Genomic DNA, 16,628 nt, shown 5'->3' with positions numbered 1-16,628 from the left:
TCAAACCTCCTTTTCAAAACCGGTTTTAAGTTTCAATGCTTGTTTTAACTGAGGAATCATCAAACAAATGGCTAAAATAATAGCGGAGAAGAGTTTGAGATATGTTGTGTCAAACCCAAGTTTAATGACGATCAGGATCAATAATTGATAGATGATGCTTCCCACGACAATGGCAATCAAGCGTTCTGCTAACGTTAATTCGTGGAAAATCACTTCTCCAATAATGATAGAAGCTAGCCCGATCACGATGACACCAATTCCTTTATTGACATCGGCATACCCATCATTTTGTGCAATCAATGCACCTGATAAAGCAATAACACCATTTGAAAGAGTCAATCCTAAGATTTTCATTCGATCTGTTTTGATCCCTAAGGAACGAGCCATCGTTTCGTTGTCTCCTGTCGCGATATACCCTTGACCTAAATCGGTATTGAAAAAGAACAGTAAGACACCAATCAAGAGACTTAATGCAAGCAAGCCAAGTAACACGGTATCAAAATAGTCAGGTAAATGAAGACCGTTGAACGTATCTTGTAAAATCGAATGATTCAATAAAGAAAGATTTGGTGTGCGCATCACGAATAAAATCACCGAGTTTAATCCAGACATAACTAAGATTCCGGCAAGGATCACTGGGATCTTTCCTTTGGTATACAACAGCCCCGTAACTAGTCCGGCAAGCATGCCTGCACCAACGCCAAGCAGTGTTGCTAAAACTGGGGAAATCCCATGAGTGATAGCTGTCACACAAACTGCTCCACCTAATGGAAATGATCCTTCAGTCGTCATATCAGGAAAATCCAAAATCCGATAAGTCATAAAGATTCCTAATCCTAAGATTGCCCATAACATCCCTTGTGAAATTGCTGATACGATCATTGTTCATCCCCCTCGTCTTTCGGTTCTTCTGAAACATTTTTAGCTTCTTGCTTTATTGAATCAGGAATCGTGATCCCTAATTTTTCCGCCTGTTTTTCATTGATGATGACATCGCCTTTATCAAAGACGTAAACAGGTGTCGTTGCTGGTTTTTCTTTTCCTAGTGCAAGCATCGCAGCCATTTTCCCACTTTGGACACCTAAATCATATTGGTTGATTCCGATCGTTGCCAAGCCACCTTGTTCGACCATTGAATCAACTGAAGGGATCACTGGGATCTTCGCTTTATCAGCTTCTTTTACCACTGTCTGCATAGCATTAGCAATTGTATTGTCTAAAGGAACATAAATGAAATCCACTTGTTGACTCATCACTTGGACAGTTTGGGCGATTTCATTCGTAGAAGGTACAGCATATTTTACTGAAGTCAAACCTGCTTTTTGAATCGCTTTTTCTGCTTGGCTTACTTGGTATTTTGAATTATCTTCTGAAGAAGCGTATAAAATCCCGACTTTCTTCGCATTCGGCAACAATTCAGCGCCTAACTTGATTTGCGCTTCAACAGGCGGCTGATCAGATACGCCTGTGATGTTTCCACCTGGTTCTTTTAAAGACTTCACTAAGCCGGCACCAACTGGATCTGTGACCGCACCTAAGACTAATGGGATCGTATTCGTTACATTAGCTAAAGATTGAGCAGCCGGAGTAGCGATCCCTACTAGGACATCTGGGTCAGCTTGTACTAATTGTTGACTCATAGTGGCTAATTTACTTTGATCTGCTTGCCCGTTTTGAAAGGAGATCGTTAAATTTTTTCCTTCCTCAAGCCCTGATTGTTCGAGACCGTCTTTGATCCCACGGTAAATTTCATCTAATGCCGGATGGCTCACATATTGCAAAACCCCAACGGAAACAGTTTGATCCGTTTCTTTTGGTTTCGATTCAGTAGAAGCAGGCGTTATTTTTTCATAAATAAAGGTTCCTACTAAGTAAAGCATAATAAGTGCAACAACTGTGATCAAACGTTTATTTTTCATTTTTCTTCCCCCTCATTCCTTTAATCATCATTATTCAAGTCTGGTTTCTGACACGAACTGACAAAAAAAGACAATCACCCCAACGGTAATTGTCTTCTTACATACAAAAAACCGCATAGATCAAATCTATGCGGTAGTCAAATTTCTTGTCCAGCATAGATACAAATTTTAGATTTGTACTCTAAAAAGTTGTATCTACGGTCAAAGTTCGCCATCAATACAACTTATCTACGCCAGTTACGCCAAGCTTGAGTTGTTCCTGCTAAAAATTGGTTTGATAAGTTCATTGTGGATCACCCTTTCCTTAATAATTAATCTAAGTCTAATCGAATTTAGCATGTTCGTCAACTGTTTTTTTATTCCGTCTTATTTCCAGCATTAAGATCTGTTCCCAGTTGAGCATTAGTCGAAGTCGTTTGCGTTTCTTTCCCAAGTTCTTCTTCTAATTTTTTGATATTCGCTAATGGCAAACGATTTAATTCGGGAATCAGCTGCGTAGGGAAATCACTTAACTGATTTGCGTTATAGACTAAGCGATTGGTTTCTTTGCCATTTTGGAAAAAGATTACCGTCAAATGCTCTTGCTTTAAATCGTAGCGTTGTTCTAATTCATTGACCTGATAAACCAATGGGTAAAAATAAATAGGGCGATTCAATTCCACCATTTTTTTTGGATCATGAAAAATGTCCATTAATGCTTGATACATTTCTCCACTTGGCACACTGAACAAAACTGAAATAGCTTTACTTTCTTCAATTGTTTGCGAGGCTTCATTGATATTCAAAGGTTTAAGCTTAGGAGAATTGATTTCTGCATAGACTAAGCTCTCCACCTGTGCTTCTCTAATATTTTTAGGAAAGACAAACATCGTGATCGTAATGACCAGTGAAACAAGGAATACGAACAATAAACGTATAAAATAGCGTTGTGGATGCGTATCGAAATCAGCCAAAAAATGATGGTATTTGACTTTGATGGTCTCACTTATCTCTTTCCACATAGCGATCACCTTCTTTTTCGTTTTCTTTTATTATACCTAAGTTTGAGGTAGATAGAAAAAAATACATTTAAAGAATATCGATTATTTTTCAATCCAGTATCTTTTTATGATCAAATCAGTTTATAACTACCTAGTAAATTGGTCTTTCTACGTTTTTTTCGTTATAATGAAACTACTTATGAAAAGAAATGAGGAATGAACCATGTCCTTTGATGGTGTCTTTACTCATGCAATGATCAATGAATTGCGTGAGACTCTATTATCTGGTCGGATTTCTAAAATCCACCAACCTTACGAAAATGAAGTCGTATTAGTGATTCGCTCACGTGGTAAAAATCAGCGTTTGCTCTTATCTGCACATCCCAGTTATGCTCGAATCCAGATCACTCAGATCGACTATCAAAATCCAGACACACCACCGAACTTTGTGATGATGTTACGCAAGCATCTTGATGGGGCAATTTTGGAGTCGATCGAACAAATCGAAAACGACCGAGTGATCCACTTTCATTTCACGAAACGAGACGAACTAGGAGATCTCCAAAATATCATCTTGATTGTGGAACTCATGGGACGTCATAGCACGATCATCTTAGTGAATAAAGAATCAGGAAAAATCTTAGATGCGATCAAGCATATTGGTAGTTCACAAAACACCTATCGTTCCCTTCTGCCTGGTGTAGACTATATTGCTCCACCTGAACAAAACCAGCTGAATCCCTTTAGTCAGGAAAAAGAAAAAGTCTTCCATCGGCTTTCTCAAATGGACTTGACACCAAAAGGAATCCAACAACAATTTCAAGGAATCGGTTTTGATACTGCGCAAGAATTGGTGGCTCGCTTAACAGAACGACCTAATGAAAAAATGCTAGTATGGCAAGAATTCTTCACAGCAATCGATACCCAACGCTCCCCTAGCCTTTATGAAGTAGCGGAGAAAGAATATTTTACGCCGATCAACTATCGTTTCTTTGACTCAAATACGCAACAAAAAAAGATGTACCCGACTCTCAGTGCGTTATTAGATGCGTTTTATCAAGAAAAAGCAGAAAAAGACCGTGCCAAACAACAAGGTGGCGAGCTCATCCGCAAGATTGAAAACGAGCTTAAACGAAACAGAAATAAACTGAAAAAACGGGAGCAGACCTTAAAAGATTCGGAAAATGCCGAAGATTATCGTCGAGATGGCGAACTATTAACTACTTTTATGGCTCAAGTACCTCGGGGCGCAAATGAAGTAACATTGCCTAATTATTATGAAGAAGATCGGCCGATCACAATCAAGCTTGATCCAGCATTAACGCCCAATCAAAATGCCCAAAAATATTTCCATCGCTACCAAAAACTAAAAAATGCCGTCAAATTGATTGGTAAACAGATCGAAGAAGCCAAAAATGAGATCGATTATTTAGAATCTGTCTTGTCTCAGTTAGAGATTGCTGGACCTATGGATATCGAAGTGATCAAAGAAGAATTGACAGCAGAAGGTTATTTAAAAAAGAAATCTTCGAAAAAACAAAAACGCAAGAAACCTTCACAGCCAGATCAATATCTTTCTACTGATGGTACGTTGATCTTGGTAGGGAAAAACAATCTTCAAAATGATCAACTTTCCTTAAAAACGGCGAAGAAAACAGACTATTGGCTCCACGCCAAAAATATTCCTGGCTCCCATGTCATTATCAAAAGTGACCAGCCATCTGATGAAACGATAACTGAAGCCGCTGAATTAGCTGCTTATTTCTCAAAATACCGTCATTCCGCCCAAGTACCAGTGGACTTGGTTCAAGTCAAGCATTTGCGCAAACCGAATGGCGCAAAACCAGGCTATGTGATCTATGAAAATCAAAAAACGATCATTGTTACTCCAGAAGAAGAAAAGATCAACAAGATGAAACAGATGACTAACTGATATAATGCAATTTAATCTAGTCAACAGTATCGCATCTGGCCATCATCGATGAGTAAGCACTCCCCTTTTTATTCGCTAACATGACAAGTGCCCCTTCCAGAAAATATCGGATGATTTTTCTGGAACAGGCACTTGTTTCTATTATCTAGCTTTTCCCCTCAAGTTCCTTTTTTAAGACCATGATATTGCCTTTTTCAGTGGAGATGTTTATAGTGTTCGCCTCGTCTTTTGTCTGCTCTTTAAACTGATTAGTTATTTCCCCGAACGTACTACTTAAATCAAAACGACTAACAACGTCTTGTGACTGCACCCACTTCACATGACCACTAGCACTTTTCACTGTTGCTTCTAAAGGGACTTGCTGACTGACGATAACCGTCCCTGAATCATTTCCTACCGATAAACCACCAGTTAAATCCGTCAACACCAATTTCCCAGAGCCATTTTTTATCGATGTGTCTCCTGCTTGTTTTTCAATAATCGTAGTCCCTTTCATATTACGGGCAGTCAATCGTTGAATCGCTCCTGATGAAACAATATTTTTTCCTTCGATATTATTCAATTCCATTTTTTCACTCATCGTTGAGAGAACTTTTATTACCCCACTGTCAGTCACTACCCGGATTTTTCCTTGACCATCAGAAAGAATTGTTTTTCCAACTTTATTTTTTATAGCCAGCTCAGAGAAAAATTGATGGACACTAACATCGGAAGATTGGCTGTTTATCTGGATCATTTTACTATAAACATCGGTTATGCTTATTCGTCCTTTTTTCATCTTCAAGTTGATCTTTTTTGCATATGTATGATTTAACGTTACTTCTCCTTGTTCTAAGTTAAAACGAAGGGATTTATGTTTGGTATTTTCCGGAAGATAAAAAACGACCTCGACTTTTCCCATACTTTGTGACCAGTCAAAAAATCTTGGGTGTCCAATGGTCATGTTCATTTTGCTGCTACTCATGCTGAATAGCTGTTTTTGATCTTGCTTTCTGATATGACCCTTGATTTCTACTTTCGCTGTTTCATTTTCGGATAGTTGGATTACACTAATATCTACTGGATATGTGGAAGACACATTCAACGACTCAATCGCATTTGCTTTAAGTTCTATGTCTCTTGTCAAAAATTGCCCTTGATAAACCCAGCTGTGATTGAACACAAGTAATAGGTTACATAAAAAACTAACTATTCCCACAAAATAAACTAGAAACAATCTCTTCCTTACCTGCTCAGGTTTCTTTAATACAATAACGAAGCATAACGAAAATAACGACGAAGCCACGGCTCCCCACATCATAACCTGTTCATAAATCAGATAATATAGCACCATCATCAAAAAATAGAAACTAGTCACTAGCAATAAAATTTGGAACAAAAACAAGAATAACTTACCTAGTTTGATCATCCAACGTTTTAAGCAAGAATTACGCTTCAATTTATATTCACGTACCAGGTCTTCGCCAGCAATTATATCTTGCTTTGCTTTCATCGCTTTTTCTAAGCGCTGGTCTTCATAATAAGCTTCAGCAATTTCTTGAGGACTTCCCAGAGCTTTTAAAATCGCTTCACAAGATTCTCCTTCTGCCATCCTTACTTTGATTTCTCTTGAAAGATCTGCTTTTATTTCAAGAAAAGCTTCTTTATCTTTTTCTAAAAATAATCCTTCTAACGCTTCAAAAAAATCATTCATTTGCTCTCTCATCTTCCTCCTGTTTTAACAATGCCACATTTTCTACAAACACCATCCATTCCTTATTTAAATCTGCCAGATATTCTTGTCCCAGTGAAGTGATTTGGTAGTATTTGCGTGCAGGTCCTCCTTTTGATTCTTTAAGGTAGGTCACACAATACCCTTCTTTGACAAATCGTCTCAATATTGGATAAAGCGCTCCTTCTGTAAGCGGAATATTTTTATTGACCAATTGGGTAATTTCATAACCATATCGATCCTTATTTTTCAGTAAATAAAGAACGCATAATTCCAATACACCTTTTTTAAATTGATTTGATTTTCCCAATAACTTCACCTTCCATAATCCATGCTGCCATGTTTTCTTTTTCTCTATTTTGAGTCTACCTTATTTTTCCCCCCTAGAAAAGAAAAAGGTGGACAGAAAGTCATGAGAACCTTGTGTTAGACTGATTCTCTAACGCATTCCCATTTATTCCTTATACACCTTTTTTCCTGATCTACTTATACTTGATTTTGAAATCTACTTTTGTTTTATCTGCATATTTCACTTTAAAAGCAAATTTTTTCAACCCTTTTTGATTCGCATGTAACTGCTCCATGATATGCGTTTTGATTTCTTCTTGACTGCTTGTTTTTGCATCTAGTCCTACAAACAGTGTTTCGACATAGGTCTGCGCTTTTGCATCCTGTAACTTAAGACCTGTTTGTTCATTTTTGACTTCTGCTTTGATTTTGCCATTTGACTTGACTTCATAATCTAGTTTGATTTTCTCTTTCTGATACTCGATTTCAATTTCAATTTCTTTTACCAATGCACGTAGCGCTGAATCGCCTGGTTTGTTGGTGTCTTCTTTTTCAGGTTCATCTTTTGGGACGGTTGGCTTGTCGACAGATCCAATTGTCCCAATGTTTATTGTACTGTAATTAGGTTTGTTGATGACAACGACTTTCAATTGGATATTTTGGTTATTTGCCATACTTGTCAAAATACCTATTGCTTGATATGTACTTTGCGCCATTCTTTTAGTAATTCGTTGTGCTTCAGTCGAAGAATAGCCAAGAGCCAACCAAACACGTTCGTTTTTCAATGAATCATACATGCGCTGAATGGACGCTTCTGTTGGTTCTAACACTATTCCCGTTACAGCTATTAAGTCTGCTTTGGTAAAACTCATGATCTTCTCATACTGGTTTTCTGAAATTACTGTTGCAGCACAAACATCTGGCGAGCTTACCAAAGTAGTGGCTCCAGTGGATAGAATGATTCCCGCTAATAATAAACCTGTCAATTTTTTCATTTTCATATGTATTCCTTCTTTCTGATATATGTAAGTATTTCTGTGTTGCACCACTAATATACAATGAATAGTACTTAGTGTCAAATAATAGTAAAAAAGTTAATCGTTAGCGTTTGGTTTATCTGTTGCTATCCTTGAACGGGTTCATCCAAGAAACTTCACTCTTGTCTTTCATGACAGCAAAAAAACGAGTAAGATGTCGAATGCCACCCTTACTCGTTTGTTAAAAACAGGCGTTTTGTTGATTTCTTCTCACTTTCTTTGTTCTTTTAAAAAGCTGGAATATTTGCGCCTTTCGAATTTTTCTTAATATACTCAGCGACTTCTTTCGTCGTCATTGCTTTTTTCAATACGTTGATTTTCTCGCTGTCTTTTTCCCCTTCTCTCGTTACCAATTGCAAAGCGTAATGTTTGCTGGCAGCTTCATCTTCCAGTAAAATCGCATCTTTGGTCGATAAGCCCGCTGGTTCTAAGTAAGCAGGGTAACAAAAGACCATCGCAATGTCCTTTTCATCGTAGGCTTTTACTAAATTCAATAAATCGATTCGTTCAAACTGAAGATTTTTAGGATTGTCAACGATATCCGCCACTGTACCGTTGAACCCCATGTTATCCTTTAATTTGATAACACCATTTTTATTTAAGATCGCTAATGCTCGACCTTCATTTGTTGGATCGCTTGGAATACCGACTTTAGCATTTTTGGGTAATTGATCAGCATTCTTATAATTTTTGGAATAAAAGCCCCCCGCAAAATAATAAATGGGTTGAACGGCGACTAAATCTGCTTTTTTTTCTTGATTGAACATTTCCATAAACGGTTCATGCTGTGCAAAATTGGCATCTGCTTCATCATGTTGAACGGCATCATTATAAGCTACATTGTCACTTACTTCCATAATATCAATGGTGTAACCCTGTTTCTCCACTTCTTTTTTGGCAATCTCCAAAATATCTTTTGATGACTCTAACTGAACAGCCACTTTGATTTCCTTTTTGTCTTTATCCGCTGAATGACCTCCACAAGCTGCTAAAGTTAAGATCGCAATCATTGCGAAACCAATCAAATAAAACTTCTTCATTCTTCTTCCTCCTATTTTCGTTTATCCAGTGTCTGAGCAACAAAGTTTCCCAGCATTTGTAAAATAAAGACTAAAACGATCATGATCACAATGGCGACATACATGACCCCATATTCATAGCGTTGATAACCGACACGAACAGCAAAATCACCAATTCCGCCACCTCCAATGACTCCCATGACAGTCGAATAGGAAACCATACTGACAGTCGTCGTCGTATACGCCAAGACTAAACCACTTCTCGCTTCTACTAGTAAAAAATGCCAGATATATTGAAAGCGAGTCGTCCCTAATGAATTGGCCAATGCATAAGTTTCGTCAGAAACATCCAGCAAGACCTGTTCAACTAGCCGGGCAAAGATAGTGATCGCAATGATACTAAGTGGTACAGAAGCTGGTATAGGACCAAAGGCTTTGCCTAATACCGCACGAGTTACTGGGATCAACGCAATCACAAATAATAGATAGGGAAAAGAGCGGATCACTGTGACTAAAAAATTCAAAGTCCAATAAATCCAAGGATAACGACCACGAACTTTAGGATTCGCCAAAAACAACCCTAAACCTAGTGGCAATCCGCCAACCACACACACGCCCATCGAAATAGCCATCATGATGCCCGTTTCTTCGAGACTGGTCAGTAGCGCTGGCCAATACTCCATCATGCTTTGTGAATGAATCATTGCGCTAAGCTCCTTTTTATTTTTTCAAAATACGTCAAGTTTTCTTCCGTATAACGTTGTGGGTGATTTCTTAATTCGCCAATCAACTCGCCATTTTCCATGACCAAAATTCGTTGGCATAAGCTTTTCACGGTTTCTAATTCGTGACTAACAAAGAAAATTGTCGGCTGGAATTCTTCATGGACTTTATGCAATAAACGAATCACACTTTCCGTATTTTCTTCATCTAGTGAGCTGGTGGCTTCATCACACAATAAAATTTCTGGGTCACGTGTCAACGCCCGAGCAATCGACACTCGTTGCTTTTCACCGCCAGATAGTTTTACTGGATAAACAGCATCTTTATGAGCCATCCCAACAAAATTTAATAAATAATCGATTTTTTCACGATTCTTTTTCTTTTGCAGCTTCAATGGTAATGCTACGTTTTCATAGACCTTCAAGTTATCTAATAGATTATGGTTTTGGAAAATCATCCCCATTTTTTGTTTTTGCTGCCTTTTTTCTTTTTTGTTCAACTTTTGAACGGCCACACCATCGATTAGGATTTCCCCACTACTAGGTTCTTCCATTAAGTTCAACAAACGAAGTAACGTGGATTTACCAGAACCGCTTTTTCCCACGATTCCGATGATCTCACCTGGTTCGATTGTCAAATGAATATTCTTTACCGCTTGCGTGCCTTCATAGCTTTTAGTTACATTGATCAATTCAATCATCTGTTCCTCCAACGAAAAATAGTACACCTTATCAAACTGTTTGATAAAAATAGATAAATCAGCTTATTGATTTTCTATTTGAATAAAAAACGCTTCCTAAATACTAACTGTTTCTATAATGGCGGAGTATTCGTAAAAAAGCAACTTTTTTACTCATCTTCTATCTGTTTTTTAACTGTATTAATAATGGTGTTTTATAAACCGATTTATCTGTATCTTTTAAGAACCCTCACTGTAACAAGCATGTATTCTATCTATTGCCATTAATCACCATAAGCTAACAACGTTGTTATTTCTTTTTTCAACAAATTCAGTTTATTTTTCATTAAAACGAAAAATAGGAGGAAAAGAAAAAGCGGTCAAACGATCGCTGTTGTCGATCGTTCAACCACTTTTTCAATGGCTCTATAATTTGAGAGCGGGACAATAGTTCTTTCTCAAAAAGAAAATAAGTTCGACTTTGATGGCTAGTGTCAAAATCGAACTTATTTTTTCTATTATGTACACTTTCCTCTCCATATATTTTCCTAATTTTCTTAAATTTAATGCCATCAGTGCCAAACCAATATCAATCGTTGCTCCTTGTTTCCCACGTAAATGGAAACGATGGAACGCCAAGTGAGTCTTTAGATGCCCGAACACTGGTTCGACCTCGATTTTCTCCTCTAAAAGCTTTTTTCTGCATTCTGCTTTGAAATAGCGCCCATTATTATTTACTTGAATTTTTCGCTTTTGTTCACTTTTCGCACGCGTACATTAACGACGGACTGGACAGTTCCGACAATCCTCACATTCATAGATTTTGAAATCTTGAATAAAGCCACCTTTATCTTTCGACTATCATTTTTGAACGGTATCGGACGATTCGCTGGGCAAATGTATTCATCTTGTTCTTCAAGGTAGTGCCAGTTTTCCAGGTTAAATGGATTCTCCTTGTATTTCTTTTTGTTTTCTTTGTGATAACTTAGGATTTTTTTGATTAATCAATTGATCAACATGAAATAACAAAAAAATCTGAGACAGAATGAGGTTCATTCTGACCCAGATTTGATTTTACACCACTCATCAGTCCTTATTGACAAAGAGCCAAGGTTTACACACTTTTTGTAGACTATCTTGTCATAGATATAGTTGTATTTTGTGCAATAGGTTTCTCTGAATTATTTAAAACTATACTTTCTAGTTTTTTTGAAAGGTTCTGTTTCAATGATATGTCTCTTTTGTTTCTTTCTTTAGCAAAGTTAATATTGAGTTTATTATACTCATTAAGAAACTTTTTTGCTTCAAAAGGACTTATTTTCCCTTGGCCTTCAAGCGAATTTATATGATTTACCTCCTTAATTATTTCAGCTTGAATATGAAATTTTTCCGACTCTAATTTTGGAATTATGTTACGATTTATCTCATTAAGGTCTGCTTTTACGTCACTAATATTACGAGGATTTTCAAATTGAGTCCTATACTGATCCTGTAATAGTAAAAGTAACTCTTTTTCTTGCCTACGGAAAGCATTGATTTCTTGAGTTTTCTCGTTGAACTGGGATATAAGTTTTTTACTTCTTATTAGAATACGTTCTGTTTCTTGTAGAGAAATAGTAGGTTGCTCTGTGCGTGATGTTGTCGTAGGTTGCTCTGTGCGTGATGTTGTCGTAGGTTGCTCTGTGTGTGATGTTGTCGTAGGTTGCTCTGTGTGTGATGTTGTCATAGTTGATTTACTTGTGCTCACAGAATGGGTTTTCTTTGATTCTATAGACTCTTGTAATTGATTTACCATGTCTTTACAATTGGATATAAGATAGTCGATATGCTTTTTATTTGTACTTAAAACTTTTATTTCTTTATAGCATTCTTTAAGCATTTTTTTGTTCTTTATTTTATGCTTTCTTAAATTTACCTTTTGCTGTGTCATTTTACCATATTCAATTACTATATCATTTCTTAGTTTACGGAATTTCGAGCAAAAATTTTGAACCCGCCGGAGATTCGTTTGTAATTGATTAACTTCTATAGAACTTTCAGTAGATATTCCCTCTTTTAATTTTTTAAAATTTGTCTCTTCTTGCTTAATAAGATTCTTTATTTTTTTATGTAAAAATTTTTTAGCAGAATATGGCTGTCTTGAAACATCATCTTGTATTTCATCTAAATGTTTTAAGTTCCCCTTATTTCTGTGTTTTGAGTGTAGTTTTTTGTGTGAATAAGTTTTATCAGATAAACGGGTGGTTTCATTCCTGTTTTCTAAATCTAGTACTTTTCCTAATCCCCTCCCTTGATTTTGGTTGTCTAAACTAGGCAGTGTCCTTGCTCCGCCTATTCCACTTGCTATGCTTAAAGCATTAAGAGCAGTAACTATCATTTTGTCTAATCTCATATGCCATCAATCTCCTTTTCATTTAATGATTTTCACTTATCCTACGGAAAATAAAAACTTATACAGAAAAAATTCTGTTTCAAAAGCCATAATGCACCGATCATCAAAAGTTAGACCAAAAATCTAACGTCTGAAACTTTAATTTTCCCAAAGTCTGTTCGAGTCTTTCTAATCAAACCAACTAGTCCTTCACGTTCCTATTTTTGTACCCAACGATAGAGTGCACATAGAGACGCTTCACTTTTAATAGATATTTACCTTAGCTACTACATTTTTATCTAAAAGAGTTAATTCTTGGCTACTATCTGCCACAGTAGATGGTTCATTTATTGTAGAAGCATATCCAGAGATTGTGCTTTCAGATACGCTAATTCCAATAGTTAAAATATCTAAAGATAAGATAAACTTATTTTTCATTTTCTATTACCTCGAAATCCAAAAAACAGAAAGCGCTTTCTGAATAAATCATAACAGAGAAATCAAATTATATATATAAAAGTCATAAAAAATAGTTTTCATGTCATAATCGTTCATTTTTTCTGTATTGTCCTTTATTTATAAAAAATTATTTCCACATCCACAGTCAATAAGAGCAACGAAATTCAATTCATTTTAGGATATAGATTAAGGTTTTGATATAAAAATTCGAAATTTTTTGCATACAAATAATTTACAATTGTTATTATATATTATAAAGGTAATTTATAAATTTATTCATTGTTCATTTGTACAGGTTGATCGTATTTTACAAATCAATCAACTAGATAAATTACTATAAGGAGTAGCGAGAGATAATTTAGTGATTGATATCTAAAAAGATACCATGAAAAATTGGTTTAGTTAAACAATTACGGAGGAGTAAATATTAGCGATTATGACGTAAAACACATATTTTATGAAATTTTTTTACATAACTTAAAGTATATAATATATCAGAATAAGAAAGCGTTTTTTTCTGAAAGTGCTATCTAACACCTTTTAAGGAGACTTAAAGAATGTGAAGAAAAAAATATTACTTGGTATTTATTTTGTCTCATTGTCTTTCAAAACACAAAAAATATCTGAGACAGAATGAGGTTCATTCTGACCCAGATTTGATTTTACACCACTCATCAGCCCTTATTGACAAAGAGCTTTTTCAATTTGTTTTGATCTGACTTAGTAAAACGGTTAGACTTTCCATGAATTTTTGTGCAATTTCGCTTAATTGGCGCTTAGCAGAATAAATCACATACAATTCATTTTGGGGACTATTTGCCAATGGAATCAAACGTAAATACTCTTTGATCTCACCAATGACCAGCCCAGAACCTGAAGCATAAGCATCTGTTTCTAACACGATATTCATCAATGTTCCCCGATCACTCGTATAGATCACCGTTTCTTGATCAGGACTTTCAATCAAGTCTTCATAAAAATAAGGAAAATTATTGCCATCTTGTGTAAATCTCACTTGCGGATAAGGAAGTAATTCTTCTTTAAAGATTTCTTTCTTTTCACTAAGCGGATGTCCTTGACGTAAAAAAATGTGCGTTTGAAATTCTCCTAATGAATGGGCAACTAGCTCCCCTTGCTCTAAGTAGCGCTTGATCCCTGCTTGATTATGTTCATTCATATAAAGAATCCCAATCTCACTATGCTGATCCTTGACTTCTTCAATCACATTAGCAGTCGTTGTTTCAATGATTCGAAACTGTTTGATCTCACTTTTGAAAGAAGAGATCAACTTTGCTGTTAAAGGACCTAAGAAATCATAATGTTGCGAAGCAATCGAAAAGCTATCACGCTTCTCATTCGTCAAATAATAATTTTCTAAAGACTCTAACTGTAAGAGAATCCGTTCCGCTCTTTTTAAAAACTCTTGTCCTTCCTCGGTTAGATACGCCCCTCGATTCGTTCGAGTGAACAGCGTGATCCCTAACTCGGTTTCTAATTCTTTGATTCCTGCGGAAAGACTTGGTTGTGCGACATAGAGTTTTTTAGCTGCTTCTCTGAAACTCCCATTGTTCGCCACAGCAATCACATATTTTAATTGTTGGAAGTTCACTGATGATCCCTCACAAAATAACTGATTGGACGATTTTTCAACGGTTGGAGCGGACGGTTGTTTGGTTGTGCATACTGTCCTTTAAAAGGAATCAAGAAATCTTTATTTAGTTTTTGCACTTGATCCATGACAAACCATTGGATTGGTCCACTCGTTGGTGGCGTAGTTAAAGAGCCGACATAATGGTAATGGCTTTTTTGTTCAGGAAAAAGAACCAATGGATTGGTCCAATGTTCATGTTTTTCTACATCCCAACTATCGCCATTGCCTCGATCGTACAACCAACCTTCATCCGTCGTTAGCTGAAACATCACACCAACAACTAAATTTTCTTTTTTGGCATTCATATGAACAAAGTGGAACTCGATATCTTCTTGATTCCCATTGATCAGATGTTCAGAAGGCATATGAAAATGGATATCTGTGAGATAATATTTCTGACCTTTAAATTCGACATAACTAAGCTGATCATAAGGAACCAAGTGGATCGTATTTTTAAATTCTTTATCTGTAAACCGTTGCTTCTGATAATGAAAAGCAATGGTATCTGATTGATCCTTCGCTGGTTCACAAGTGGTCAATGGAATGGGCGACTGCAATTCAAACGCCGCACCTTTAGCAAACCAGTCGCATAATTCAGCCCAATGTTCTGGTCCTCTTTCTCCCGTATATCCCCATTCAACATCCATATTCTTTTTCACTTTTATTCCTCCTGCATCTTTGCAAAATTTTCTATTGTTGACTATTTTTAACGATCGTGGAAACAGTCGCTAAAAAGTCTTCTTTCCCATAAAATTCTTGATTCAGTAATTCAGGGAAAATCTCGTTGAAGAAATACTTGACAGAAGGACGATGCTCAAACCCTTTGATCGTAGTTACCGCTTCAATAAACATCTCTTTATATACTTTTTCTGGATTGTTCTTGATGATCTCTTCAAATGATTCGTACAATAGATCGACTTTATCAGAGATTGCTAATAACTCACCTTCCACTGTGTCATCTTTTCCTTCAAACAATCACCGGCGGTATACTTCTTGAAACTCTTCCGGAATCTCTTGGTTGATGAACTCATCCGTCATCTTTTCTTCAACTGTTTGTAACATTCCCCGTAACTCTTTATTTGCATACTTGACCGGTGTTTTGATATCCCCGATAAAACGTTCTGTGTAATCGTGATTTAACGCTTTTTCATAAAGTAATTTCCAATCGATTGCTTGACCATGAACCTCTTCAATGTCACCTAAGACTTGAGCAATCGAAGCCACTCGATAAGAATGAGCGGCTACCGTATGTTCAGTAAATTTAAAGAACCCTGGCGCTCGTGTAATTTTTTCCAAATTATTCAAACCTAAAATAAATTCATTCAATCCCATAAAATAGCCTCCCCTTTACTTTTCCGATGATTTTATCATTAAATAACTATCTTTCGCAAACATCCCGTTTGTAAATCAACGAAAAATTAATCTTTTTACTGAGAATCACGCAATTTTACTATAAAAAAATAGAAACCAGAAAAACAACTCTAGTTTCCATCAAAATAATCATAAGATTCAAAACCAACTCTGTGTAAGCTCCTCGCCTTAAAAACGACAAGCGAAGCACAGCAACTATTAGTTCAGAAACATTCAAAACAACATAGCTCTAAAACTCTTTCACAATTTAAAACAGTATAACTCAAGTTTTGGAAGCATTCAAAACAACATAGCTCTAAAACTTAAATTTAAAGATTCCGTTTTCATCAATAGTTTTGGAAGCATTCAAAACAACATAGCTCTAAAACAAATTCCCTTTTGCAAGCAATCCGAAGTAAGTTTTGGAAGCATTCAAAACAACATAGCTCTAAAACTCTACTCCCGACACACCTCCCACGACTGGTGTTTTGGAAGCATTCAAAACAAC

General features: G+C 36.3%; 14 protein-coding genes, 2 pseudogenes and 1 CRISPR repeat array (1 of these 17 cut by a window edge). Of the genes and pseudogenes, 1 reads left to right on the top strand and 15 read right to left on the bottom strand.

Annotated elements, in window-relative coordinates:
* From IGK81_RS06265 to IGK81_RS06255, 3 genes are all read right to left on the bottom strand, one after another.
* Window positions 1–882 (bottom strand): ABC transporter permease, encoded by an 882-nt coding sequence (locus IGK81_RS06265; RefSeq protein ID WP_010737553.1) that lies wholly within the window; start codon window positions 880–882, stop codon window positions 1–3.
* Window positions 879–1,919, bottom strand: a complete 1,041-nt coding sequence (trpX, locus tag IGK81_RS06260) for a tryptophan ABC transporter substrate-binding protein (RefSeq protein WP_034697916.1) — start codon at window positions 1,917–1,919, stop codon at window positions 879–881. Before trpX ends, IGK81_RS06265 begins: the two co-directional genes overlap by 4 nt.
* Window positions 1,920–2,275: 356 nt before the next feature.
* Window positions 2,276–2,920 carry a hypothetical protein gene (locus IGK81_RS06255; RefSeq protein ID WP_034697913.1) on the bottom strand — a complete coding sequence of 215 codons (645 nt, stop codon included), beginning with the start codon at window positions 2,918–2,920 and terminating at the stop codon, window positions 2,276–2,278.
* Window positions 2,921–3,122: 202 nt separating this feature from the next.
* Here IGK81_RS06255 and efbA point away from each other — a divergent pair, with 202 nt between their 5' ends.
* On the top strand, window positions 3,123–4,832 hold the full coding sequence (efbA, locus tag IGK81_RS06250) for a fibronectin-binding protein EfbA (RefSeq protein ID WP_034697911.1): 1,710 nt from the start codon (window positions 3,123–3,125) through the stop codon (window positions 4,830–4,832).
* Window positions 4,833–4,977: 145 nt separating this feature from the next.
* On the opposite strand, the gene IGK81_RS06245 is transcribed toward efbA, so the two are convergent.
* The 12 genes and pseudogenes from IGK81_RS06245 to IGK81_RS06190 all read right to left on the bottom strand — a co-directional run bounded on the left by IGK81_RS06245 (window position 4,978) and on the right by IGK81_RS06190 (window position 16,102).
* Complete coding sequence (locus IGK81_RS06245; protein ID WP_080704581.1) at window positions 4,978–6,537, bottom strand: DUF4097 family beta strand repeat-containing protein; 1,560 nt, start codon at window positions 6,535–6,537, stop codon at window positions 4,978–4,980.
* Window positions 6,518–6,853, bottom strand: a complete 336-nt coding sequence (locus tag IGK81_RS06240; protein ID WP_034697908.1) for a PadR family transcriptional regulator — start codon at window positions 6,851–6,853, stop codon at window positions 6,518–6,520. The genes IGK81_RS06245 and IGK81_RS06240 overlap by 20 nt, the downstream gene beginning before the upstream one ends.
* Before the next feature lie 172 nt (window positions 6,854–7,025).
* Window positions 7,026–7,832, bottom strand: a complete 807-nt coding sequence (locus IGK81_RS06235) for a YusW family protein (RefSeq protein ID WP_034697906.1) — start codon at window positions 7,830–7,832, stop codon at window positions 7,026–7,028.
* 263 nt (window positions 7,833–8,095) lie between these two features.
* Window positions 8,096–8,908 (bottom strand): MetQ/NlpA family ABC transporter substrate-binding protein, encoded by an 813-nt coding sequence (locus IGK81_RS06230; protein ID WP_034697904.1) that lies wholly within the window; start codon window positions 8,906–8,908, stop codon window positions 8,096–8,098.
* Between the two features lie 11 nt (window positions 8,909–8,919).
* Complete coding sequence (locus IGK81_RS06225; RefSeq protein WP_034697902.1) at window positions 8,920–9,591, bottom strand: methionine ABC transporter permease; 672 nt, start codon at window positions 9,589–9,591, stop codon at window positions 8,920–8,922.
* On the bottom strand, window positions 9,588–10,310 hold the full coding sequence (locus IGK81_RS06220) for an ATP-binding cassette domain-containing protein (RefSeq protein ID WP_034697899.1): 723 nt from the start codon (window positions 10,308–10,310) through the stop codon (window positions 9,588–9,590). The genes IGK81_RS06225 and IGK81_RS06220 overlap by 4 nt, the downstream gene beginning before the upstream one ends.
* A 405-nt stretch (window positions 10,311–10,715) precedes the next feature.
* Window positions 10,716–11,275: pseudogene (locus IGK81_RS06215) on the bottom strand (transposase); the annotation flags it as partial.
* Window positions 11,276–11,421: 146 nt separating this feature from the next.
* Complete coding sequence (locus IGK81_RS06210) at window positions 11,422–12,681, bottom strand: hypothetical protein (RefSeq protein ID WP_431393352.1); 1,260 nt, start codon at window positions 12,679–12,681, stop codon at window positions 11,422–11,424.
* Between the two features lie 243 nt (window positions 12,682–12,924).
* The gene (locus IGK81_RS06205) at window positions 12,925–13,098 is read right to left on the bottom strand and encodes a hypothetical protein (protein WP_010719204.1); all 174 of its coding nucleotides are present in this window, start codon (window positions 13,096–13,098) and stop codon (window positions 12,925–12,927) included.
* Window positions 13,099–13,819: 721 nt separating this feature from the next.
* The gene (locus tag IGK81_RS06200) at window positions 13,820–14,728 is read right to left on the bottom strand and encodes a LysR family transcriptional regulator (RefSeq protein ID WP_034697890.1); all 909 of its coding nucleotides are present in this window, start codon (window positions 14,726–14,728) and stop codon (window positions 13,820–13,822) included.
* Window positions 14,725–15,429, bottom strand: coding sequence for a carbonic anhydrase family protein (locus IGK81_RS06195; protein WP_412003835.1), 705 nt, complete (start codon window positions 15,427–15,429; stop codon window positions 14,725–14,727). The genes IGK81_RS06200 and IGK81_RS06195 overlap by 4 nt, the downstream gene beginning before the upstream one ends.
* 31 nt (window positions 15,430–15,460) lie before the next feature.
* A pseudogene (locus IGK81_RS06190) lies at window positions 15,461–16,102 on the bottom strand (YfbR-like 5'-deoxynucleotidase).
* A gap of 239 nt (window positions 16,103–16,341) precedes the next feature.
* Window positions 16,342–16,628: direct repeats of the CRISPR family, unit length 36 nt; unit sequence GTTTTGGAAGCATTCAAAACAACATAGCTCTAAAAC; it runs 13 nt beyond the window's last position.

It is taken from the genome of Enterococcus sp. DIV0703 (genome assembly GCF_051711065.1).
GTDB classification, from domain to species: Bacteria; Bacillota; Bacilli; order Lactobacillales; family Enterococcaceae; genus Enterococcus_B; species Enterococcus_B hirae.
The sequence above is the reverse complement of the archived record's forward strand: the minus strand, read 5'-3'. Positions and strand labels throughout refer to the sequence as shown.